The organism is Nostoc sp. ChiQUE02 (assembly GCF_034531305.2).
Lineage (GTDB): Bacteria > Cyanobacteriota > Cyanobacteriia > Cyanobacteriales > Nostocaceae > Nostoc.
Window position 1 is genome coordinate 13635 of the sequence record NZ_JAVRBN020000040.1, and the last position, 24374, is coordinate 38008.

A 24374-nucleotide genomic window follows, 5' to 3' on the forward strand; every position below is an offset into this window, starting at 1 on the left:
TCTGGCATCATTACTTTTAACACTTCGGCTACCTTGGCTTCTCTGCGAGACGCTACGCGAACGCTCGGTACAAGTTCGCTCAGTGTTAAAGCCGAGCGGAGTCGTTCGCGTAGCGTCTCGCAGAGAGGCTTTAAATATCTGAATGATTGTTAGTTTTGTCATGGATTGTTATTTCTTCTATTGCCACACTTTGAGCTAATGCTTTCTGAGCAACTTTTGTGATATATACAGTCACAGCAACGGTAGCAATCAATCCAACCACTCGCATTATCCATTGCCAGACTTGAGTTTCTGGAGTAATTGGTTGATGAGACGTGTTAATCATGGCAATATTACCAGCTAAAGAACCGATATAAACGTACATCACAGTACCGGGAATAATGCCAAAGGAACCTAATATATAGTCTTTGAGAGAAACCTGTGTCACTCCAAAAGCATAATTTAATAAATTGAAGGGAAAGACGGGAGAAAGACGAGTTAGCAAGACAATTTTCCATCCCTCTTTGGCAACTGCTAAATCAATCGCTTTAAATTTAGGATGTTTGTCCATTTGTCGAGAAACCCAATCCCGTGAGAGGTAACGTCCAATAAGAAAAGCCAAGGTTGAGCCGACGGTTGCAGCAATTAGCACATATATTGAACCCCAAAATACTCCAAACAGACAGCCACCTTTGAGCGTTAGAAGAGAACCAGGTATAAACAGTAATGTTGCCAAGTTGTAAATGACTATGTAGGCAATAGGCCCTAAGACGCCAAGACTCTCAACCCAAATGACTGAGGTTTGTAAAAGTCCCTGAATGTTTAACTGTTTGGCGGCAATTATGAGAGTAACAATTAGGCAACTTAGCAGTAGGAGTTTGAGTTTGGAATTTAATAAATGCTTCTTCATTTTTATAAGTTTCACCTTCCGAGGCTCAATGTTGACCTTTTGAGGCTCAATGTTGACCTTCTGAGGCTCAAATTTAAAACTTACATCTCAAATCCAATGCCCCTAAGATATACTACCCACATGAGAAACAGCTTAAATTCTCTTCAATTTTTCTTAGCGATACCAGCGACGAATTCGCTCAGGTGAAACGCCGAGCAAATAAGCAATAATTACTATTTGATTAAGTAGCGTAGTTTTAAACACTCCCTTTTGCAACCATCTACGCGCTGAGGTGACAACTGGCGTGGGAATAATTACAACGCGACCGATGCTTTTTAAACGACGCATGAGTTCAAAGTCTTCCATGATAGGCAATTCGGGAAAACCACCAATTTGCTGAAATACTTCCTTCGTTAAAAAAATTGCTTGGTCGCCATAAGGCATTTGGTAGAAATGCGATCGCAAATTTACTCCCCACTCCACCCATCGTAAACTTAAAAGTGACGCATCAATCCGCAACTTAAAAGCACCAGCCACAGTTCCAGGCTGTTGTAGTGCTGTGCGAATCATCTCATCAAACCCGGTTGGCAAACGGGTATCTGCATGGAGAAATAACAGAATCTCACCGCTAGCCGCTAAAGCACCGACGTTCATTTGCACAGCACGACCGAGAGATGATGAGATAACTTTGACACCTAATGATTGAGCAATTTCTACTGTGCCATCCTTTGAGCCAGCATCTACTAATATGACTTCTATATTTATGCTCTGTTGAGTTGTCGCAATTGCTTCTTTAATATTTCCTGCTTCATTAATAGCCGGAATAATAATCGAAATTTTAGCAGCGCCAATATTCTGACTCATGATTGCTGAGTTTTCTTTTCCGGTTGGTCAGGAAATGAACACTCTACCGTTACCTTAAGATTACTTTCAGCCGTGCCTTTAGTTACGTAAGGTATACCTGCTTCACCGCCAACTTTGATCCCAAATTCTAGAGTGACTTTATCAATATTAGCAACAGGGATTTTCTTAAAAGCATTAAGTGAATAAACAGTGTAAGCCCGAATTGTACCTTCAATTGCTTGGAAATTTTGGACTATTTGCTTTTGTGCAGCATCAGCATCCCATCCCTTATCAATTAGTGCTTCTTCTCCCTCTGGAGAAACTTCGGTAATCACTGGTGGAGCATCTACATTATCTGTAGCTTCAATGTAAATAATAGTGCCATCTTCTAACTGAATAGGTGTGAGTTGAGTCATGGGATAAATCTCGCCTAAAAGAATTGCGTGTAGTCAATTTAACGCGAAATGGGCGGTTAGAATTCGCGTTTAGACAAAGGAAGCCAGGGCGAATAGAATTCGCGGCTACACAAACATTCGCCCTTGGCGTTCCCGAAGGGTAGGCCGCCTCCGCAGACTAAAGAAAAATCAAGGTTTTGAAACCCACCTCCGTGGGTTTTGCCTGTGTAGACAAGCCAGTGCGTTGGGCGGCTTTGCCGACTTGAAGCATCTGGCGCGCGGTTTCTAACCGCCCGTTTAACTCTATACATTTTTACGGAAAATGCGGTAAATTTCTTGTAGAAGCTGGAAATAATGCGACTAAACTATCATAAAGCTTACTAAGATGAGTCGAGACGCTTTGGTGGTGGGAATTAATACGTATGACCGCTTAAAATGTCTCAACGCACCAGCTGCCGATGGTGAAGCGATCGCTCAAATCTTACAACAATATGGTGAATTTCGGGTAACGCGGCTACCAGCAGTCAAAGACAAGGAAAATGAGACGATTCGCATTGGCAAGCAAACTAAAGTTAGTTTAACTCAGTTAGAAAAAGCGATCGTCCAATTATTTAAGCCAGATGGAAAGCCGCCAGACACAGCACTACTGTATTTTTCTGGTCATGGATTGCGGAAAAACTTAGGAATTCAGGAAGGCTTTTTAGCGACGAGTGAAGTCAACCCTGATGCAGGTAATTGGGGATTATCTCTACAATGGCTGCGGCGACTGCTGCAAGAAAGTGAGGTTAGACAACAAATTGTGATTTTGGATTGCTGCTATAGCGGGGAAGTGCTAAATTTTGCAGAGGCAGATCCAGGCGATCGCGGTAAAGGCAGAGACAGGTGTTTTATTGCGGCTTCTCGTGATTTTGAAGTAGCTTTTGAAGATATTAACAGCCAACACAGCGTTCTCACTGCCGCACTGCTAAAAGGTTTGGAACCAAAACAAGACCGTTGGGTGAGTAACTACACTTTAGTAGACTTGCTCAATCAAGAACATCACCCCTTCCCCCAGCGTCCCATTTTTGCTAACTCTGGTGAAGCAATTAATCTCACCCGCAAATGGAATTCCTCTCCTGTTAACCCCACAGTACAGATATCAGCTATTTGTCCTTACAAAGGGTTGTCTTATTTTGATTGCACAGAAGCAGATGCAAACTTATTTTATGGCAGAACAGCGTTAACCGACGAATTATTAGAAAAAGTGCGATCGGGTAACTTCCTCGCTGTGTTGGGAGCATCAGGAAGTGGTAAATCTAGTGTTGTTAGAGCGGGTTTACTTTATCAATTACAGTTAGGACGTAGGTTATCAGGTAGCGATACTTGGCAGTTGAAAATATTTCGACCAGGGATTAACCCCTTACAAAATTTAGCACTGGCATTTTTAGAATCAGAATTATCAGATATTGAACGTGCATTTCAATTGGCGAAAGCAGAAGAATTAATAGCTAGAGGTGCAGTTGGTTTAGGACAGTTGATTACTGCTAGTCAAACTCAGCGCATAGTCCTAGTAGCAGACCAGTTTGAGGAAGCTTTTACTCAATGCCAAGACATTATAGAACGACAAAAGTTTTTTGAATGTTTGCTAGGTGCTTTGCAGCGCAATGATAACAAAATCTTCCTAGTAATTACTATGCGAGCCGATTTTTTTAGTAAATGCCTGGAACAAGAATATAGCGGACTTGCCAAGAAGATTCAAGAGCATTTAATAACAGTAACACCGATGAATAGGCAGGAATTAGAAACAGCAATTAACAAACCTGCCCAACAAGTGAACTTAGAAGTAGAATCTGAATTAGTTTCCCAGATGATTGCAGATGTAGAAGGCTCACCAGGAAGTTTACCGTTGTTGCAGTATACGCTAACAGAACTGTGGAAGCAAAGGACTGAGGAACGGTTAACTCTTAGCACCTATACCAAACTGGGTGGAGTCAGGGGAACCTTGCAAATACGCGCTACAGAAGTTTATGAGTCATTGTCACCAGAAGAACAGCAGGCAACCAAGCGAATTTTTTTGGAACTGACCCAGTTAGCAGAAGGAACAGAAGATACCCGCAGACAAGTTTTGCAACGGGATTTAGTTAGTCCGCAGTATTCAGAAGTTTTAATTAATCAGGTAATTCAGCGGTTAGCTGATGAGAAGTTAGTTGTCACCAGTACCTTAATTGAGAAGGGGTCAAGTTTTGGTAAAGTAGCTGTAATAGATGTAGCTCATGAAGCATTGATTCGGTATTGGTCATTATTACGCAAGTGGATTGAAGAAAGTCGGGATGTACTGCGACAAAAACGGAAAATTGAAGTGGCGGCTATGGAATGGCAAGATAGCGGCAAAGGCAAAGACTATCTGCTTCAGGGGAAACTTTTAACAGATGCCAAAATTTTTCAGAAGGAACGAACTGAAAATTTGACATTATCTAACCTGGCTATGGAGTTTATTCAAGCAAGTGCCAGACAAAGATCGAACCAGCGTTTTTTGATTGGTTTTTTCTTAATTTTTCCCTTAGGTTTATCAGTATATTTGGGCATTGTGGTTGAAACACAGAGCCGGATCAAGGAATCTTGGCAAACTGTCGAAGCTGTAAAGGGAGTTGAGTACAGTCAGGCAAGAATTCAAGCGCTTGAAAAGCTGGTAAAACTTGGTGAGAGCCTAGCTGGTAAAGACTTTAGCAATACCGACCTCAGTGAAGCTGACCTCAGCCATGCCAATCTAAGTAGTGCTTACTTCAGTAAAGCCAAATTTAACCGTGCCAACCTCAGTGGTGCTAACCTTAGCGATGCCAAATTTAACAATGCTTACTTCAGCCGTGCAAACCTCGTCAATACCAAATTCAGCCTTGCTGACCTCAGTGCTGCCTACCTCGGCGATGCCGACCTCAGCAATGCTCAGCTCAAAGGTGTCAATCTCAAGTATGCTTACTTCGGTGATGCCAACCTCACTGATGCCAATTTGAGCCGTGCTGACCTCAGCGATGCCAATTTGAGCCGTGCCAACCTCAGTGGTATTGATATCAGTGATGCCGACCTCAACCGTACTGTCTTCTATGATGTCAAAAACCTGACTATTGAACAAATTAAATCTGCGAAAAATTGGGATAAAGCTAAATATGACAAGGATTTTGGTGCAAAGCTAGGTTTACCACCAGAAGCAGCTAAGTGATTTAGTTATCAGTTATCAGTCAATCCGCCATAAGATTTTTAGATTAACTGACCATAAATATATTTCTCAGTATTATACTAAACTTCTGCAAGCGATTTATTGGAACATCTAATCTTCAAAAATGGCATTGAACAGCGATCGCTTGACTCTGAAATTCATTGCCAGGATGTCTTGATACAATTGGTCTGTGCTACTAATGGTGATTTTGCCATCTACCTGAAGTTTCTTGATGACTGCTAAGGTTCCCTTAACATTTAATCCCAGTCGAGTTGCTTCTTTTCTGGCTGCGAAGTCATCTAAAATTATGTAATCTGTTTGTAATTCAGTGCCTAAAGCAATGGCCTCTGATTCTCCTCTCCCTAGTCGCATATTTAGGCGATTGGCTAAGGAAAATAATTGAATTTCTTTAACTAATATTTTGTCGGCATCAATTAAAGCTTTTACCTGCTGACTAGCTGCATCAGATTTAGCACTGATTTCTTCTGCAACAAAATTTGGCAAAAAGTTATCGTCAGAATCTAGAAAAATATCGAGAAATTCCAGACGCGATAAAAAGATTAATGGAGAAGAGTTAAAAACAACCTTCACACACCCTACCAATCCTTTTCTATAGCGATATCTTGTTCAGTCAAGTAGGAAAATTCCAGCCCCATCAAATCTAATAGTTCAATAAATACATCAGGTTTTATTTCCATGATTTCTGCGGCTTTTTTCAAACTAATAACTCTTGAAAATAACGCCCCTATCACAAACAAAAATGTTTCTTTTTGCTCAATATTATTAAATAATGGAATTTCTGAGGCAACACTTCTTAATTCTTCCTTGCTAGTCATAGGTATTTCAAGCTACCGACTGAATATCTTCTAGATTATGCCAAACTTCTGCAAGCGATGTCTACCCACAAGCGAAATGAGCGGTTAGAAACTGCACGCCAGTTGATTTCGATAAAGATTTTCGTATCAAGCTGGGTTTACCACCAGAACCAGCTAAACGACTTCCAAAGAATGAATTATCACAAACATAACCGCCTTTAGTACAATTATATTAACTAGCCCCAATAGCTACTTTGTCTACATATCAGGGAGAAAATGCCGGCAAAAGATGTATACCATGATGCGGTTAAAAATGCCTTAATTCAGGATGGTTGGATAATTACAGCCGATCCTTATCCGATTAAATATGAAGAAGTTAAACTGTTTGCCGATCTTGCTGGTGAAAAAACCATTGCCGCGAGTAGAGAAGGACAACAAATTGTTATTGAAATTAAAAGTTTTCTGAGTCGCTCTCCTATGCGTGATTTTGAAACTGCATTAGGTCAGTATCTCATTTATAAAGCTCTACTTTCTCTTGAATATTCTGAAAAGCAATTATATTTAGCAATAGGTGAAATAATTTATGAGGATTTCTTTCAAAAAGTTGCAATTAAATTAATTTTGGCAAAATATCAAGTTTCACTATTAGTTGTTGATATGAATAAACAGGAGATTGTGAAATGGATAAGTTAAATCAATATCAAAATACGATCAAGCACATATTAACAGAGTATCAAAGAATATCTTCACAAGTTACTGATGTTGATGTAGATGAAGTGTTAATGTTTGATGATGATAGAAATCAATATTTGTGGTTCAATATTGGTTGGAAGCAAGGGAAAAGAGTTAAAGGAATTTCTGTCTATATTCGCATCAAAAATGAAAAAATTTACATTGAAGAAGATTTGACTGAAGAAGGAATTGCAACTGAGTTAATGCGTTTAGATGTTCCTGCAAGTGATATTGTCTTGGCTTTTCAGCCTCCAGAAGTGAGGAAATACACTGAGTTTGCAACGGTTTAAAGCAGCAAAGCGGATTCAAATTTAAGGAGGGTTAGGGATAATCAAGCCTTAACCCAAGAGTATTTGCAAATAATTAACTGCGATTATCTATCTGAGCGCGTTGCAAACTTCCAGAGAAGTCAACATAGACACTTTTCCATTCTGTGAAAACATCCAAAGCAGTAGTTCCAGCTTCGCGGTGTCCGTTACCAGTTTGTTTCACACCACCAAACGGCAAGTGTACCTCTGCGCCAATAGTCGGGCCGTTAATATAGGTGATACCTGCTTCAATGTCCCGCATGGCAGTAAAAGCCCGATTGATATCGCGGGTGTAAACTGAAGAAGAAAGACCATAATTGCTATCGTTGAGAATTGCGATCGCATCCTCAAAGGAACTAACCTCAATTAATGCCACCACTGGCCCAAATATCTCTTCACGGGCGACGCGCATATCAGGAGTTACATCATCCAAAATAGTTGGTTGAAAGAAGTAACCGTTTTTCAATGAGCCTTCACTAGCGATTTCTCCACCAATTAAAACCTTTGCTCCTTCTTCACGGGCGATATCCAAATACTTCCTCACCTGTTTGAGTTGCTTTTCATTGATTATCGGGCCAATATCTGTATCAGAGTCAGTGCCAGCACCCAAGCGCAACTTACTGGTACGCTCATAAAGCATGGTGGTAAATTTTTCCTTGATATCACGATGCAAAATCAGCCGACTAGTAGCCGTACACCGTTGCCCAGTTGTCCCAAATGCTCCCCACACTGCACCATCGAGAGCAAGTTCTAAATCCGCATCTTCCATCACAACTTGAGCATTTTTACCACCCATTTCCAAACAGACACGCTTGTGAGTACGTCCGCAAGTAGCGCCGACAAAAGCACCCGTTTCTGAGGAACCGGTAAACGATACCAAATCTACATTGGGATGCTCAACTAAAGCTTTCCCTACCTCTTCTCCCACACCATGCACCAAGTTAATTACTCCTGGTGGTAAACCTGCTTGTTGAAAAATTTCAATCAATTTAGTTGCACAGGCGGAAGTATCTTCGGCAGGTTTGAGAATAACTGTATTGCCACACACCAAAGCTGGCATAGCTTTCCAGCAAGGAATTGCCACCGGGAAATTCCAGGGAGTAATTAAGGCACAGACTCCAATGGGCATCCGTACAGTCATGGCGAATTTATTGGACATTTCCGAGGGTGTGGTTTGCCCAAATAGTCGCCGTCCTTCGCCAGCACTGTAAAAGGCGCAGTCAATACCTTCTTGGACATCTCCCCTAGCTTCCGTCAAGGGTTTACCCATTTCCCGACTGATTAGCTGGGCAAGTTCTTCTTTATGTTCGAGTAATATTTCCCCAACGCGAAAAATGTATTCTGCCCTCGCTGGGGCCGGGACTTTGCGCCAACTGTGGTAGGCTTTACGGGCTGCGGCTACTGCTGTATCTACATCTTTAACTTGAGAACGGGGAAATGTGGCCACCACTTCGGTTTTGTCAGCAGGGTTGCGACTTTCTAGGGTTGCTTCCCCTATAGCACTCAACCATTGACCGTCTATATAATTGCGGCAAGATAGCGGAGTTGTCATCTTGAAAATCTCCGGCTGATGATCTACTGAAACTTATGTACTAAGTTTGCTTGCTTTCTAGGTTATCCTCAAGTTTAGGAAATTGGTGTGAGATAGAAATATCGATATAAAAATTAAGGGACTAACGCCAATACTCCAACAGGAGAACCAGAACCACCACGTAATCTTAGAGGTGCGATCGCTAGAGTAGTACCTTTAGGTGGTAGTTGATCCAAATTGGTGAGATTCTCTAATACAATGCGCGGTTGTTCTAAAACTAAGCGGTTAATCGCAAAACTGTTATCCTGTCCTGGGTCTACGCCATGAGTATCAATTCCTACCCCAGCTATTTGCCGTTCATCCAGTAAGAATTGAGTAGCATCGCTGCCAAACCCAGGAAAGTGGGCAATTCCTTGAGCATCATGATTTAGGAATGCACTTTTATTAAACCACTTTTTTTGCCAACCAGTATTCAGTATAACTACGCAACCATCAGAAATTTTACCGTATTGTTCTTCCCAAGCCAGAACATCAGCAATAGTCAGGGCATAATCCGGATTAACCGCTGTAGCTTGGCAAACATTTATGACCACCGCAGGTACAACCAAAGACTGGGCTGGGTATTGGTCAATTCCCACAGCAGAACGATGAAAACTGTTAGGGGCGTTGATGTGGGTAGCGCTATGTTCTCCCAAGGAGAAACGTCGTAGGTAATAGCCATCATTATTCAGTTCAGCCACAGTTTCAAATTCTACTTTGGGATCGCCAGACCATTGGGGAATATCTATGTCAATTACATGACTTAGGTGGATAACGCGTGTGTAGGTGATACTATTTTGACTTTGGGGTTGTATCATCCCAGCCTTCTGTTTTATTTGTACTGAGGGATTTTTTTCACAGGTGCAATACTTGTTTTGAAAAGTGATGCTCCTGCAGACGCCCGTTCTTAGCGACCGCTAACAGATACCTGCGGCAAGCCCAAAATTGTTTACAGCAAGAACCTGGCTCGACTTTTCGCTGGGTTGGGCTACACCAACGCAAAGACAATACTACCATTACAATGTTTTTTAGTCGATTGAACTGCAACATTCCTACTCCTAATTCCCTATAGTTAGGAGAAATAATCCCCCCAACTCCTGTAAATTTAGGTTTTGGGGGGGAATTCAAATGTTGCAGCAAAAAGTGAATTAATCTTAGTTAACAACCAATAGATTAACTTTTAATTAAGCTTAGGTTAAGGTTGTGTGATATCTACGTTGAGGGTTGCTCTTGTAGTGGAATCACAATGATAAACTCGGCACCTTCTCCTGGCGCTGAAATACACTGGATTTGTCCTCCGTGTTTTTTGACAATAATTTGGTAGCTAATTGATAAACCCATACCCGTGCCTTTACCTACAGGTTTTGTCGTGAAGAACGGGTCAAATAGGCGTTTGCGTACTTCCTTAGTCATGCCTGGACCATTGTCGGCAATGCTAATAATTACACGGTCTTCTTCGATAAGGGTGCGAATGCGAATTGTGGGTATGGGGCATTGGGGAGACACTGCGTTAGGGAGGGAGTGTGTTGAGCGGGTTTCCCAACTCCTAGGTCGAAGCAAGCTAGCAAGAGCGTCTCCGACAGGAAAAGCAACTGCTTTATTCGCTCTTAGCGTTCCCCCAGGGTAGAAAGTGGCGTCATTGGGCACTGGGAAAACTCTTCCCTTGTCTCCCTCATCCCCTTCATTTCCAGTCCCCATTGCCCCTAATCCCCAGAGAGTACCAAGAGTTCCCCAATCCCCAGTCGCTACTCCCTCCTCTAAAACATCGATCGCATTTGTCAACAAATTCATAAACACCTGATTCATCTGTCCAGCGTGACACACTATTGGTGGTAGGTTGCCGTAGTCTCGGATTACTTGGATTTCGGGATGTCCTGGTTTGGCTTTCAGGCGATTTTGCAACAGCAGCAAGGTGCTATCAATACCTTCATGAATATCCACTCGCTTTGTGCCGTCTTCATCAAGGCGAGAAAAATTGCGTAAAGATAGGACAATCTGCCGAATGCGTTCGGCTCCCATGTTCATAGAATCCAGGATTTTGGGCAAATCTTGCTTGAGAAAGTCTAAATCAATGGTGGAGATTTCTTGGTGAATTTCTGGTGTTGGTGGGCAGTAGCTCTGTTGATAAAGTTCTACCAAGTGCAGCAAATCCTTGGTATATTGACGGGCGTGGCTAATATTGCCGTAAATAAAATTGACGGGATTATTGATTTCGTGGGCAATACCTGCAACCAATTGTCCTAAACTGGACATTTTCTCAGTTTGAATCAGTTGCGCTTGGGTTTGTTGAAGTTCTAGCAACGCTGCTTCTAGTTGCTGGGCTTTGTCTTGGGCAGTTTGGGCAGCAATGCGACTTTGAGTGTAGAGTTTGGCTTGGTCAATGGCGATCGCTAGTTGAACTGTAACTGCTTGTAGTAATTCTACTTCGTTATCCAGCCAAGGGCGGAAGCCACTACAATAACCACAGCTAAATGCACCAATTTCGCCAGATTGAGTGTGTACGGGCAGCGACATAAAGGCAGTGAAGCCAAAATCCTGTAAAAACTGCTGTGCTATGGAATCGCCCACAGTCTTAACATCATTAATGCGGATGATTTCTCTATTTAAGGTTTTGGCTGCGATTAGTTCGATTTCTGTATTAGTTGCTTCTTGGTGGTGAAGCAGACAGGGTAAAAAGGAACTTTTCGCCTCATATACTCTCTCCCAGTAGGGTACATCAGCGTCTTGCCGATACCAAAAGAAGGCGCAGCGATCGATCTGGAATAAGTTGCGAATCTCCTGCACTGCGGTTTCCACAATGTAATTGAGATCCAAAGAAGCTCGAATTTGGCTAGAAAGACGATTGAGTAATGTTTCCCGCTGGACGCTTTCTCTGAGTGCAACTTCTGTTTGTTTGCGCTTGATACCGATGGCAATCTCTTGGGCGGCAAATTCCAGTGCTGTGAAAGTTGATTCTGTCACTGTTTGGCGAGCAAACATGGCTATCACCCCTACAGTTTCATTTTCGACAATCAGGGGATAGCCAGCGAAGGCGACCATACCTTCTCGCTTTGCCCACTCTTTGTTACCCATGCGGGGATCTGTCTGCACAGAGTTAGTGAGGTGGGGTTTGCCCTCTTCGGCAATTAAACCAATTTTGAATTGACCGACTGGCACACATTTATGAGGCCCATTAATGTGGGTGTACATTCCCGAACTGACTTGCAACTCCAATACATTGTCTTGTTTGTTCAACGTCCAGATGCGAGCAAAGGCAACATCAAGATGTTCAACTAAAGCCTCAGTGCAACGGCGCATCATGTTATCTAAACTGTCACTCTGGGTAAGGGCCGCGTCTACATCGGCACGAAAATTTGCTAAACGCGCTCGCTCTGCTAGAGCTGACTCTGCTTGTTTGCGGTCAGTGGTGTCATAGCAAATACCAACGAAGTTTACAACATTACCATCAGCATCTCTAATAGCAGATGAGTTGCTTGTATGCCATCGCCAACTACCATTTTTGTGTTTTACTCGATATTCGATTGCATTTTGTTTTTCGCCTGTTGTCAAAAGTCTTTGGAAATAATCGGTACAGATAGACACATCGTCGGGATGTATAAAGGGAATAAAAGATTTGCCTTCAACCTCCGCAATCTCATGCCCAAAAATTTCAGTCCAGTTAGGAGAAACGTAAGAAAATATCCCTTCAAGTGTCAGCGCAAAAATAATGTTATTCGCGTTTTCCACAATGCTGCGAAACTTGGCATCGCTTTCTATCAATGCTGGTTGTACTGTGTCGCTAGTGTCGCGGACAAGAACTATGATTTGCTGGTCTGGTAATGGTAATAACCTAGCTTCAAAATTGTTGTTTGTTTCTGGTAGCGGTAAGGTATATTCAAAACTGACTTCATATTGAGTTTCCAGTACTTGAGTTATTGCTTGGTGGAAGCGATCGCCTACAGCAGTCGGCAGGCATTCTCGCAAACTCTTGCCCTGACAATCTCCTGTTGAAATATACAGACTCTGCATCAATCCTTGCTTGTAATCCAGGATAGTTCCATCAGCATCTAGACGAAAGTACAAATCAGAAAGGACTTGTAAAATCGCTGCAAATTCTGATGTTTTTTGGCGTAACTGTGCTTCAACTGCTTGGCGTTTTGCAGTTTCAGCTTCTAGTTGATCCAGTAATTTTGTGAATTCTGCTGCCTGTTTTTCTTCTGTGAATCTACGTAGACAACAAGAAAAGTTTGTAGACGCCGAGCAGCTTTCTGCCAGGATAGGTCGGCTTCCTACTATCGTCACTTCTGTTATATCTACACAATAACCGATATAACCAACAAAGCTGCCATCTGCTGCAAAGCGTGGCGCGGCTGTATCTAGAATCCAGCGATATTTGCCATCAGCCCGACGCAGGCGATATTGCCTCTGGAACGAATTATGCACTGCAAATGCTTTAAAGTATATATTTTTACATTTTTGTCTATCTTCTGGATGGACGTTGCAAGTCCAGATATTGTTTATCTCCTCTTCTCGCGCAGACATAGACGGGCATATTGTTAGATATGTTCCAGTAAATTCCAGCCAATTGGAATTGAAGTAACAGTAAAGTGCATTGCATCCAGACATCCAAATCATTAGAGGAGCAGTATCCGCCTGCTGGCAAAATACTTTTTGATCCTCTTGTATTTCTGACGGGGCAACCATGATTTGGTTAATATAGCTCTGCACCTTTTTAGAAAACACTTTTGCCTGCCTGCTCTGCCTAAATTATTAAGGTAATAGTCTGAAAATATGATTTGTTAATAGATGTATATAATCTTCATGCCAATCTGCTTTGATCTTAATACTTTATTTATTTTTATATGTACGGTAATTCCTCTTTTACTGTAAATAAATTGAAAAAATGCTAAAGTTATCATTAAGATTAACTTCAACACTTTTCGGTGAATTTTAAACTATTCATGTGTCAGGGAAGTTGTTTAACTTTGTTTCTTCTTAAAACTACCTTTAAATTCATCCTAGCTATGTAATTGCATTGCTTAAAAACCTGACTTAGCTTCACAAAAACTATACGATTCTCTGGGAAGCGTTGACATCTTTATGAGAAATTCACAATAATCAAGAATTTAATACCAAATAAATATTGATTTTTTATCAAGAAGAATTCAGCATGAATTAGAGTCCGGCTGACGAATCTAGCTTGCTTAAAATTAGGTGTATAAAATGGTTTAATCTCCACATCTATATTAAGCAGTCACCACGCAACTGGTGGTATAAAACCCCACTTAAATGATTGGTAATCCTGGATTCTGACAAATGTATTCTTTTTTATTTTTGCCAACAAAAGCCGATTTCTCAAAATTGTCTTGACCGTTCAAAATGCCTTATAGCAAAATCGCAAATTAAATGAGAGAAATGCTAAATGTGATATCAACAGGTTGCAACAATGGCTGATGATCGCGTTTTATATGTTATAAAGCTCACAGAAATTAATGTTAGGCGGAAACTACTCTATGGAACCAGACAAACTGGGACGTTTTAAGGAGTACGGGGAATTCATCCTCCGGAAGATAGATTCTGTGCCCCAGTACCCTTCTAAACAAGAAGATTGGGTTCCAGCTAGTCTTGATGACTGTCTCCTTCGTCTGCGGTCAGCTGCCCAGAAAACTGTAGACCTGGCAACTTCCCCTGTCAAAATTGGTGTGATGGGAGAATTTAGTAGTGGGAAAACCTTACTTTTAGGCAGTCTAATTGGATATGCAGATGCCTTGCCAGTCAGTGAAAACCCCACTACAGGTAATGTTACCGCCATACATATTATCCCGCAAGACGAGTTTGCAACTACGCAATTAAGTAATTTCACTGTAGAGTACCTTTCTCATGAAGGAGTACATGAGTGTCTGCGCTTCATGCTAGGGGAAGCCAATAAACGAACAACAGCAGCAGGGCTTCCTCCTATACCAGTATCGAAACTCAACTCTGGCAACGATATTATTAGCTGGTGTGAAGAAGCATGGAATAGCAGTAACAATTTAGAGCTACGTTATTTACTCCGGGAGTTGGTACTATTCCTACGGGCTTATCAAGCATACGGGGAAGTTATGTGTGGTGGGCACTACCAGATTGATGCTATCACCGCCCGCGAGGGGCTACAGCTAGTCGAACAGCCAATGGCAATCCAAACTCTGAAATTTGAGGATCTACCTCCAGCACACATCCGATTACCGAGTCCACCCCAGAGGCTACCAACAAAGTTATTGCAAAACAGCTTCCCACTTATCCGCCGCGTAGATATAGATGTGAAAATCTCACGGGAAATTTGGGATTTTGCAGGCGCAGCTAAATTTATTCTCATCGACTTCCCAGGATTGGGGGCTGCTAATTCGGGGGCTAGGGATACCTTTTTGTCACTGCGGGAATTGGCAGAAGTACAGACAATTTTGGTACTGCTAAATGGTAAATCTCCCGGTAGCGATCGCGCCAATAAAATCTTTACCATGATGCAGCAGCAGCGACCGGGACAAGACCTGAAAGATTTAATTCTCGTCGGTGTCGGTCGCTTCGATCAACTACCCCTAGATAGCGAGGGTGGCGAAAGAGAACTTGACCAACTGATTGAAGATAGCCATTTACAAGAGGAAACCGTTTTCCAAAAACTCAAAGTTCTGCAAACTACCATTGATGGTGCAGAAGCGTTTACAACCCAAAAAGACCGCATCGTTTTACTGTCACCACTGTTAGGGCTGGCTGAATTGGCAAAACGTTCTAGTACAGTCAAAGCAGGCTCACCAGACTTTTTGGCTAACTTGGACTATCCTGATTACCTAGATCGGTCTAAACGGCTACAAGAGAAATGGGAGCGCTTAAGTGAACGGCTACTAGAATCTGACACCCGCAGTTATTTGGGCAGACAGCTAGGTTACTTTAGTCAAGATGGGGGTCTTAGTAAGCTGCGAGAATTAATTCAAACCCACGTAGCTACTCATGGTCTGAAGCAATTGTATGAAGATACTCGCAGAGCGGCTGATGTGGTGAGTCAGCAACAAGATTACTTGAAAGACATCATAGATGAAATTCACGAGCAAGGCATTCCTACAGGCGATAGCCCCGCTTTTATCGAATTGCGCTTTCTAGTCGAAAGCTTGGATAAAATTTACAGGAATTTTCAAAAAGATTTAGGCAAAGAACCACTTAAAGATCGTCGCGGTGTTGTTGTCAGCGATGTAGTGAAAGACGAACTTACCTTTAGAATCCTCAATTGGAACCAGTGGACTTTACTCTTCAACAAAGCCAACAATGGAGCGATCGCTCTGGCAGAATCTAAAGGTGCAGCCGGGAAATTGTTTGACCGAGGAAACCGTGTAAATAGTTCCCTTCCGACTAAGAGTGATGATTTTTATCCAGTCTTTGACAAAACCGTTAAAGAAGTAGAAGATTTTGCCCGCGATCGCATCCATCAAGCGGTGGTAGATTTGTTGAACCAATTGTCAAATTATGTAGCCCCAGAACGCGAACAATTGCAGGCATTTTTCCATCCAGAAATGGAACAAGAAATCGAAGAAAAATTTGGTTTTGAAGATGGCGATCTGTTTTACAAATTATTACTAGGATGCGATCCTAACGAATGGAAAGAGGCAATTATATCTGAAATCAGTAGCAAAGAGAAAACCGTTGCACCCGAAATTATCTTTCCTCTGGCACGTAAAGACGATAAACACAATGTTGGCCAAATCTTTGACTGGGCACCAGAGAAAAGTCAAGGCTTACCCAGATCGAGCAATCACCAACTTTTAGTACTGCGACTGCGAGATGAAATTACTGCTAGCGCTAGCCTCCATCTTGTGCAGTATGTTAGCGAAGTTAATCAGCAAATTAATTCCGAAATAGAAGGCATTTTAGATCAAATTATTCCTAGTTTGCAAAACCTCTCAAAAAAAGAAACTTTGTTAAGATATCTGGCAGCTGGAGAATTGCCATCTGAAACAGAAATTCCTACTTGGTTGCAAATTATTTCAGAACTTGCTGCTGTTTCTTACTTAGATGATTTGAGATAAGCCAACTGAGAAAATAACTGATTGCGATCGGCTACGGTTATGAGGATGTATTTGTGAGACGGGATGCGATTTTTTATACAATTTTCAAGCGTGTACCAGGGTTGCTTTTCGAGTTAGTAGAACAACCACCAGCCGAAGCTAGTAACTATCGCTTTGAATCAGTTGAAGTTAAAGAACCAACATTTCGGATTGATGGGGTATTTTTACCTCCAACTGATGCAGCATCTCAGACGATCTTTTTTGCTGAGGTACAATTCCAAAGAGATGAGTTACTGTACCATAGGTTTTTCTCCGAATCCATGCTGTATATGTATCGCAATCCGTCGCTTTATGATGACTGGTACGGGGTAATTATTTTACAGTCTCGCAGCTTGGAACCGGAAAACACCACTATTCATAGATCGTTACTGAACAGTTCTCAAGTACAACGAATTTATTTAGATGAGTTAGGTAGTCCTGATGAGCAAAAAGTAGGCATCAGTTTGATGCAGTTGACTATTGCCTCAGAGCCTCAAATGGTGCAAGAAGCGAAACGTTTAATTGAGCGGGTGCAACAAGAACAGATAACTGTCTTGGCTAAGAAGGAGATAATAGATGTAATCACAACAATTGCAGTTTATAAATTCGCAAACTTAAGTCGTGAAGAGGTAGAAGCAATGTTAGGAGTTAAGTTAGAAGAAACCAGGGTTTATCAAGAAGCTAAACAAGAGGGACGAGAAGAGGGACGAGAAGAAGGACGAGAAGAAGGACGAGAAGAACTAAAACTTGAACTTGTACCTCGATTCTTAGCTCGTGGTATGTCGATGGAAGAGGTTGCCCAGTTACTTGATTTAACTATCGAACAAGTAAGACTTGCAACTGAGCAAGAGTCTTCAACATCAACTTAGTAACTACCGTAATTTTCATAGCAATGCCTAGTTTGAGCTACGCCTACGTCCTTTCATATAAAAGCGTAGGCGTAGATATCGTGCCAAATAAAGAAGCCAGTGCTAAAGAGAATCAGTGGTACAAGACCAAAAATTAAAAGTTTTTACCATAAAGATTCTCTAAATTTGTAATTTTATGATAGAACATTACAGTTTTTAGGCAGCTATAAAATAAACAACAGAAAGTGATACTATGAACCCTTTTCAACTCAACAAATATAGCGATCGAGAAGCAAGCGAGAAACAACAAAAAAGATTTCCAGGATGGTTTGCTTTAGATTTTGGCACGTCGAATTCGACAGTTACACTTTTCGATCCGATTGAAGTACCGATCGCAGAAATTTTACCCAAAGAACAAGAAATGCGGTTACGCGATCGCTTATCGCAATGGCTAAGTTCTCCCGCTTCTGTAGCTTTACCAGATGTCAGTGCTGATGATTGGGAAAAGTTTATCGCGGAAATTAGTAAAAACCTGGAGATAGAACCAAGAAAATTAAGTGAAGTTTTTGAAAGTGACAATAAAGAGCGATTTTTGGAAGCAATTCGCCAAATTGAACTTTCTTTAGGAAACAGCGAAAGGTTCCGTCGTGCTGTCAGCAAAAAACTTTACCAAATCTATCATGAGGTGTTCCGTGTCCCTACCCTAGAGTCGCAAAATCTGATCCCAGTTGTGTTGGATATTGATCGCCGCGATACGGAAATTCCCAGCGAGTCGGAAATTTCGCACTTAGGGGACTTAAAACTGCGGATGGGTAGGGAAGCTAGAGATAACAGAAAAAAAGCGATCGCTCAAGGTACAAGCGGTTCTTTAAAGGAAATTATCAGCAGGTTTCACCATTCACCCAAACGCTATTTTGGTCAAGATCGTTTGTTTTCAGTGATTTTGGATGGTGAGGAAGAAATAATTACCGCTAACCAACTGATCCAATCTGCTTGGGCGCATTTAATCGAGTTAACTGAAGATTATCGCCAACGCGCCCAACGCAGGTTTTCAGAAGGGAATTTTTTAACAGCAGTTGTCACCTACCCCACTGTCGCCCCACCAGTTGTTCGTAAGGAAGTTAAGGAACTGGTTGAGCAGTTGGGAATCGATGATGTGCAAACTGCTTATGATGAAGCCGTTTCCGTGGCGATATTCTTTTTGTGGCGAGAATTTGGCGGTAATCTCAACATTGGGATCGAGTCATTCAAAACCCGTTGTCGCCAAGCAGTCAACAAATGGTCACAAAATGTCCTCGTTTTGGATATTGGCGGGGGAACCACAGACTTAGCTTTAATTGAACTGACTTTAGAAGACAAAACCCCAGCTTTTGCTGATTATGAAGACCGAGGTTTAGGAGGACGTTATTATAAACTCACCCCCAAACTATTAGGTTCATCCGGTCATTTACAATTAGGTGGTGAGTTAATTACACTGCGGATTTTTAGATTGTTAAAAGTTGCGATCGCAGACTTTTTATTGACAGCGGTAACCACAGGTGATATCGAAAATGAAAAGCTGGAAGATTTAATTAACTCTGAGTTAAATGAGCGTTTCTTAGAACAAGGCAAATTCAAAAGTGGCAGTCTTTTAAAATGTCTGGATAAAGAGAATCCAGAAGGGGATATTGCTTATAAAGATGCCTTAGATACTGCCGAGAAAGTATTGCCTACCCGTTGGCAACAAGCACCCCAACGTTTACAATCTTTTTATATTCTTTGGGATTATGCAGAAGCAGCTAAACTTAAACTAGGACAAAAGCCACCAGCAGATAATTCTCTATCAACCTTTACACTTTCTGAGCAGCAAATTGCCGAACTGCTCACCCAAAGTGCCTTGAAACTGCAAGTCAAAGATCCAAATAGCATCTGCGTCACTCTAGACAACCAGCAATTTGAACGAGCCGCCGCTTCTGGAATTAAAGAAGCGATCGGTATTGCCAAAGGATTAATGGAAAGTCGTTTGCGTCCCGATGATATTACCAAAGATTCTTGGAATTCCCAAAAAGTTGATTGGTTAATTTTGTCTGGTAAAACTTGTAATTTAGACATAGTGCAGCGCCAAATCTACCAGGAATTTAGTAAGTCTCCATATTTTGTCTGGAATCCAGAACGAATTACCTTTGTACTGGAATTTACCAAGCTAGCCACCTCCGCCGGTGCTTGCTATGCCGAGAAACTGCGAAGATTGAGGTTCGATCCAGAAGAATCCAAAAGCTTGCTGCGTAAGGGAGCCAACCAGCTAGAAATTGATGTCAAAAACCTGTTTTATTATTTACCTTGCAACTTCAAACGCAAAACCCAAAGCAACGATTTATTGACTATATTCAAAGCCGGACAAGAACTCTATCAACTTGCACCTTGGGAAACTGTCGCCAAAGTTCGTACTGCGTGGCAAGGTATACAATTAACTAACATTATCTATCGTCAAGATTATGAAGAGGGAGATTTACGACTTTGGGGTAGCTTTGACGGCAAAAACCTGATGAAGAAACTGGAGATGGAAGAAGTAGAGTTTCTGAAAAAAATCAAAGTCCAGTTTGAGATTGACCAAACCCTAGAATTTAACGTGTTGCTTTGTCAAGGAAATCCTCATTATTTAATAGATATTCCTGGCATTGATTTGGAATCAGTAGTTTCAGAAACTTCAGCACTATTTGCTGATGGTAAATTGAACTGGAATATTGCTGTGGAACGCTTCAATAAAGACTTGAATGATGGTGATATTGCCGTCAATGTTATTGAGTCAGCAACTGTTGATCAACCAGATGCCTATCATCTTGTCTTTGAGGTAGGAAATGATGGTAGTAAAACGTTTCAAAAATTTCACTATTTGCGCGATGGAGTGACGCAACCAGGAACCGGGTTAATTAGTAATCCTTTACCTCCTTTCCCGCAAACTGGCCAGCACACTTTCTATGTTTATCAAACAGACGCGGAAACCAACAGTAAAAAATGGATCAGAATTGGCGCACTCAGCAAACCAGATGTAACAACAGATTACCCTTGCCAATATCGTGTAACTCTTGACGATCAAGGCATTTTGCGGATGCACGCCGGTGAAGTTCCTTACTGGACATCGCAAAATCAAGAATGCCTCAAGCAAGAAGGATGTGTTTATCGTGCTGAATTAGAGTTGCAACCTAATGAAGTTGATAAAGAACGCGATCCCTTTTGCGGCATACATTAGAATTACCTTTTTAGCGACTTGCCGCAGGCATCGCGTTCATAGAAAATGGAGAAAGTCGAGCTAGTGAAGATGTCTAGAAAGTCTTAAAATATACTAAAAACCCCTCTCTAAATCTCTTCCCAAAAGGTCAAGAGGCTTTGAAATCCCCATTAGTTTGTAGGGAAGGAGGTTAGTTTTGGGAGCTTTTAGTGTTAACAATAATACTTTTAAAACGTCCTCTAAATATGCTCTTTTTCTCTGCGTGAGATAAAAAAGGTGATATGAATGCAGCACTTGCGTCAATTATTAGAAATAGAAAACTCAGAATTAGCCCGATTATTACGGTTTAGTCTGTATGGATTGGAGGCTACTTTAAATCAGGCTCGCGCAGAATTTCCATTAGATCCAGGAGTTGAGGTATGCAATGAGGTGATGCAAGAACTTCATTGCCTATTGCAACCTTCACCAGATGCACCTCCACAATCAGATAATGGTTGGGAAGATGTCATCATATCGCCCTCAAATGAGTTAAAACTCAGTCACCTCCGGGAAGCTTTTGATTCTGACACAGAACTTATTTCTTATTTGGGTAATTCCCAGCTGCAAAGCCAAACAGATTCAGATTTGTGGAATGAGATTCAACGGAAACTGCTGCGAGTCCCAGAGGATTTAGCTGCATCTTGGCGACAGCGCACCTTGGATTTGGCTCAAGAAGTTGGTGCGATCGCAGATAATTCTAATCTCTATCAACTTCCTTTTATTCGCGATGAAATTATCTACCCCGGTCTTAGTGGTACTGTTCAAACTCAGGGATTGACATTGTATCAACAAGCACTGTCAAATTTCCAGGATACTCAAGGTAATGCATCCGATTTACCAGCAGCATTCCTATTTTTATATATGAATTTTATCGAAATAGACCCAGATTTACATCATGCTTTAAAGAGCGTTTTTAGCTTCGATGTCATTTCCTTGCACTCGAAACCAGAACAGCGCGATCAATATATTGATGCTTTAAGCGATCGCTTCCAACGCACTCAAAAAGCTGAAAAAAACACTGATCCCCTGTCAATTCTCCGTGCTTGGATTGACATGGACGAAGCGATACATTCCCTAGTATTTGTACCACCGGCTGAACGCTATTCTTGGTGGGGAAAGCTACAACATGAATCACGCCGCATCCTGAAGAAAGTCGCTGATGAAGCTATTAATGCAGGTAATGAAGTGCGAATTCGCCAATTATCGGGACTTTATGCAGATATCTGTGCTTCATCCAAGGATGACTTACAACTAGACTGTGGTGGTATTCCTGGCGAAGTCTTAACTTGTCTTCGAGTATATGCGCGAATTAATCAGGAAGAATTTCCAGGTCGTGTAGTATTTCGCTCATCACGCTAGTTGCTGGCGAGTTTTCTAATTCTTGAGATTATGAGGCAAGGCAGACGATTTTGCTAATCCCCGCCTTGCCTCATAATCTAATGAAGATAAAAACGTTTAAATCTATAAAATGCCCCAGAAGTGTAAAATCCCTTGGCCAGAAAACACTTCAAGTGCAATGGCAGATAAAAAACCAATCATTGCAAAACGACCGTTCCAATTTTCGCTCTGAGGAGTGAAGCCCCAGCGCAAAGCATTAGGATCTTCTGAAACAGAAGGCGTAGTCTTTTTAACGTCTGCCATAAATAATACTCCGAGCTTTTATGTTGTAACAGTTATAACTGCCTGTAAAGTAATGTAACAGACTTTTACGAAAATGCAACATAAACTCAAGAGAAAATTCAGTAAGAGATATTAAGGACACGTAGTTTTGTGTCAGTTAGGTTTGCGATCGCCTACGAGGGCAAGCTACGCCCCAACAGCCAATTACTTCAGAAAATTGTAGCCATTCAGGAGGAAATTAACTCTTGCTTGGTCATTTCTATGCTTTAATAGCCAATGCTGAACTAAACTATGGCAAAAAGAAATATTAAGAAAAATTTTAATATATGGCAGAAGTTCTCCATTTTACAGGGTTTATCAAAGGAGTTACCTATAAAACTTACTTGGATGATAATTTAAGTAGGATTAGTTTAGATGTATTTGATGTCAATAAAGAAAGGGGTTATGGATTAATCAAATCACCTACAACTGAAATTGCTTATTCAAAATGGGTATCACCTAAGAGAACCAGAAGTTATCCATTTGCCAGAATTTATAATACATATAATTCCTCGAAAGTTATAACTATTATCCCGGTGATTAAGGATGAGGGCAAAGATGGCGATATAGATAAAATTCAATACTCTACAATTTCTTGGATGAATTTACTTAATATTTATATAGTACTTGCTTATTATGAAACAGCAAAAAAAAGTACTAAAAAGGGGCAAGTTAATAAGAATAAGTTGAGTAATCAGAAATTTGCTAATGATTTTGTGAAATTTCAAATCAGTGAAATATTAGCATATCGCCAAAGCGCACTTCATTGGAATAAGAATCTATTTGAAGAAAGATTTACACAAACTTTTGAAAAAGCTCTAGATTCTTATGATTCTATTTCTCATCAAACTGGAGTAATAATTCACTCACGAGAAGGATTAGATAAATATTTACATAAAATCAGAGAAGAGTTTGAGGAATTTAAGAATATTTCTCTTAAAGGCTCTCAGAGTGCTAGTAAGAGAGAAGCGCTGACTTCTCATAAGCTAGAATATTTAGTGGATGGATTAAAAGCAACTTTTAGTATTGAAAACTATCTTGGCGGAATTTACTATTTGACTCCTGATGAGATAACATTCGAGAACAATATGTATATTATACAAGAGTCAAAAAATACTTCAACAGCGTCTTTGCCAAAGCTCCCTGATATTCAAGATGGTTTATTCAAGCTAATTTTATTTTCTAATTTAGATTCTTTAATATTAAACGGTGAACCAGTATTATTTGTTACGAAGCTAAAGCTTACAGGTAACAACGTTGTTGGTTCTATTGTTTTTCCTGATGCATCACTAGAAGAGCTAGAATGTTTTTTAGAAGTTAATATTAAAATTTTTAATAAAAATCAAAAATTAGTTATTAAAAAATTGGCTTTAGAAGCTCAAAATAATCAGAAACTTAAAATAGAAGTATCCGGCAATTTTTAAAAATTATAATTTTGGGTTATGATTGAAAGTTACTTCTGATATCCTTGTGGTGGATTTTAATTTAGATATTGTGGGTTACGATTACAAGGTCATGTCTTGTCAATAAACTAAGCTAATATGACATTGATAGTTACATATAATAGCTGAGGTGTAGTGCGGTGATTCAGGTTTTAACCTTGGAATTAAGTGATGAAGTCTATGTGGCATTAGAGCAACAAGCTGAGGTTTTAGGCATATCTATTGCAGAATTAGTAGTTACTTTCATAAAACGGCAATATGGTTCTCTGAGACGTGAAAAGTCGCAAACTAACGCAGAGAAAGAAGCAAATCGCCAACGCTTCCGAAGTCATGCTGGAACCATTAACCTGGGTTAGGTTACAGGAGCCTACCATGAAAGTATTGATGCTGATTTAGTCAGAGC

At 40.9% G+C, this 24374-nt stretch carries 18 protein-coding genes; 9 read left to right on the top strand and 9 right to left on the bottom strand.

The window, feature by feature from the left end; all coding sequences use genetic code 11:
* Nucleotides 1-130: 130 nt before the first annotated feature.
* From RM347_RS28340 to RM347_RS28350, 3 genes are all read right to left on the bottom strand, one after another.
* Entirely contained in the window at nt 131-889 is a 759-nt protein-coding gene (locus RM347_RS28340; protein ID WP_322719302.1) for a TVP38/TMEM64 family protein, read from the bottom strand.
* A gap of 153 nt (nt 890-1042) precedes the next feature.
* Nucleotides 1043-1732, bottom strand: coding sequence for a TIGR04283 family arsenosugar biosynthesis glycosyltransferase (locus RM347_RS28345; protein WP_322719301.1), 690 nt, complete (start codon nt 1730-1732; stop codon nt 1043-1045).
* Nucleotides 1729-2127: a CU044_2847 family protein gene (locus RM347_RS28350; RefSeq protein WP_322719300.1), complete on the bottom strand. Its 399-nt coding sequence runs from the start codon at nt 2125-2127 to the stop codon at nt 1729-1731. Before RM347_RS28350 ends, RM347_RS28345 begins: the two co-directional genes overlap by 4 nt.
* Nucleotides 2128-2491: 364 nt before the next feature.
* Here RM347_RS28350 and RM347_RS28355 point away from each other — a divergent pair, with 364 nt between their 5' ends.
* The gene (locus RM347_RS28355) at nt 2492-5302 is read left to right on the top strand and encodes a pentapeptide repeat-containing protein (RefSeq protein ID WP_322719299.1); all 2811 of its coding nucleotides are present in this window, start codon (nt 2492-2494) and stop codon (nt 5300-5302) included.
* Nucleotides 5303-5410: 108 nt separating this feature from the next.
* Here RM347_RS28355 and RM347_RS28360 read toward each other — a convergent pair whose 3' ends face one another.
* Together RM347_RS28360 and RM347_RS28365 are read right to left on the bottom strand one after the other, a co-directional pair.
* Nucleotides 5411-5890, bottom strand: a complete 480-nt coding sequence (locus tag RM347_RS28360) for a DUF3368 domain-containing protein (protein ID WP_322719298.1) — start codon at nt 5888-5890, stop codon at nt 5411-5413.
* 5 nt (nt 5891-5895) lie between these two features.
* Complete coding sequence (locus RM347_RS28365; RefSeq protein WP_292871787.1) at nt 5896-6135, bottom strand: hypothetical protein; 240 nt, start codon at nt 6133-6135, stop codon at nt 5896-5898.
* A 255-nt stretch (nt 6136-6390) separates the two neighbouring features.
* Between RM347_RS28365 and RM347_RS28370 the strand changes: the two genes are divergently transcribed.
* Together RM347_RS28370 and RM347_RS28375 are read left to right on the top strand one after the other, a co-directional pair.
* Entirely contained in the window at nt 6391-6807 is a 417-nt protein-coding gene (locus RM347_RS28370) for a XisH family protein (protein ID WP_322719297.1), read from the top strand.
* Nucleotides 6795-7136, top strand: coding sequence for a XisI protein (locus RM347_RS28375; protein ID WP_322719296.1), 342 nt, complete (start codon nt 6795-6797; stop codon nt 7134-7136). The genes RM347_RS28370 and RM347_RS28375 overlap by 13 nt, the downstream gene beginning before the upstream one ends.
* Nucleotides 7137-7209: 73 nt before the next feature.
* Here RM347_RS28375 and RM347_RS28380 read toward each other — a convergent pair whose 3' ends face one another.
* The 3 genes from RM347_RS28380 to RM347_RS28390 all read right to left on the bottom strand — a co-directional run bounded on the left by RM347_RS28380 (nt 7210) and on the right by RM347_RS28390 (nt 13407).
* Nucleotides 7210-8706 carry an aldehyde dehydrogenase family protein gene (locus tag RM347_RS28380; RefSeq protein WP_322719295.1) on the bottom strand — a complete coding sequence of 499 codons (1497 nt, stop codon included), beginning with the start codon at nt 8704-8706 and terminating at the stop codon, nt 7210-7212.
* Between the two features lie 113 nt (nt 8707-8819).
* Complete coding sequence (locus tag RM347_RS28385; RefSeq protein WP_322719294.1) at nt 8820-9542, bottom strand: cyclase family protein; 723 nt, start codon at nt 9540-9542, stop codon at nt 8820-8822.
* Nucleotides 9543-9936: 394 nt separating this feature from the next.
* The gene (locus RM347_RS28390; protein WP_322719318.1) at nt 9937-13407 is read right to left on the bottom strand and encodes a PAS domain S-box protein; all 3471 of its coding nucleotides are present in this window, start codon (nt 13405-13407) and stop codon (nt 9937-9939) included.
* An 809-nt stretch (nt 13408-14216) separates the two neighbouring features.
* Here RM347_RS28390 and RM347_RS28395 point away from each other — a divergent pair.
* The 4 genes from RM347_RS28395 to RM347_RS28410 all read left to right on the top strand — a co-directional run bounded on the left by RM347_RS28395 (nt 14217) and on the right by RM347_RS28410 (nt 22229).
* On the top strand, nt 14217-16757 hold the full coding sequence (locus RM347_RS28395) for a proteasome protein (RefSeq protein ID WP_322719293.1): 2541 nt from the start codon (nt 14217-14219) through the stop codon (nt 16755-16757).
* A 53-nt stretch (nt 16758-16810) separates the two neighbouring features.
* Nucleotides 16811-17644 (top strand): Rpn family recombination-promoting nuclease/putative transposase, encoded by an 834-nt coding sequence (locus RM347_RS28400; protein ID WP_322719292.1) that lies wholly within the window; start codon nt 16811-16813, stop codon nt 17642-17644.
* 232 nt (nt 17645-17876) lie between these two features.
* Nucleotides 17877-20852, top strand: coding sequence for a molecular chaperone (locus tag RM347_RS28405; protein WP_322719291.1), 2976 nt, complete (start codon nt 17877-17879; stop codon nt 20850-20852).
* 264 nt (nt 20853-21116) lie between these two features.
* A complete protein-coding gene (locus tag RM347_RS28410; RefSeq protein WP_322719290.1) occupies nt 21117-22229 on the top strand; it encodes a hypothetical protein in 1113 nt (370 codons plus the stop codon).
* A 102-nt stretch (nt 22230-22331) separates the two neighbouring features.
* Here RM347_RS28410 and RM347_RS28415 read toward each other — a convergent pair whose 3' ends face one another.
* Complete coding sequence (locus RM347_RS28415) at nt 22332-22511, bottom strand: high light inducible protein (protein ID WP_322719289.1); 180 nt, start codon at nt 22509-22511, stop codon at nt 22332-22334.
* 305 nt (nt 22512-22816) lie between these two features.
* Between RM347_RS28415 and RM347_RS28420 the strand changes: the two genes are divergently transcribed.
* Nucleotides 22817-23953 (top strand): hypothetical protein, encoded by a 1137-nt coding sequence (locus RM347_RS28420; protein ID WP_322719288.1) that lies wholly within the window; start codon nt 22817-22819, stop codon nt 23951-23953.
* 158 nt (nt 23954-24111) lie between these two features.
* On the top strand, nt 24112-24327 hold the full coding sequence (locus RM347_RS28425; protein WP_322719287.1) for a hypothetical protein: 216 nt from the start codon (nt 24112-24114) through the stop codon (nt 24325-24327).
* Nucleotides 24328-24374: the final 47 nt, after the last annotated feature.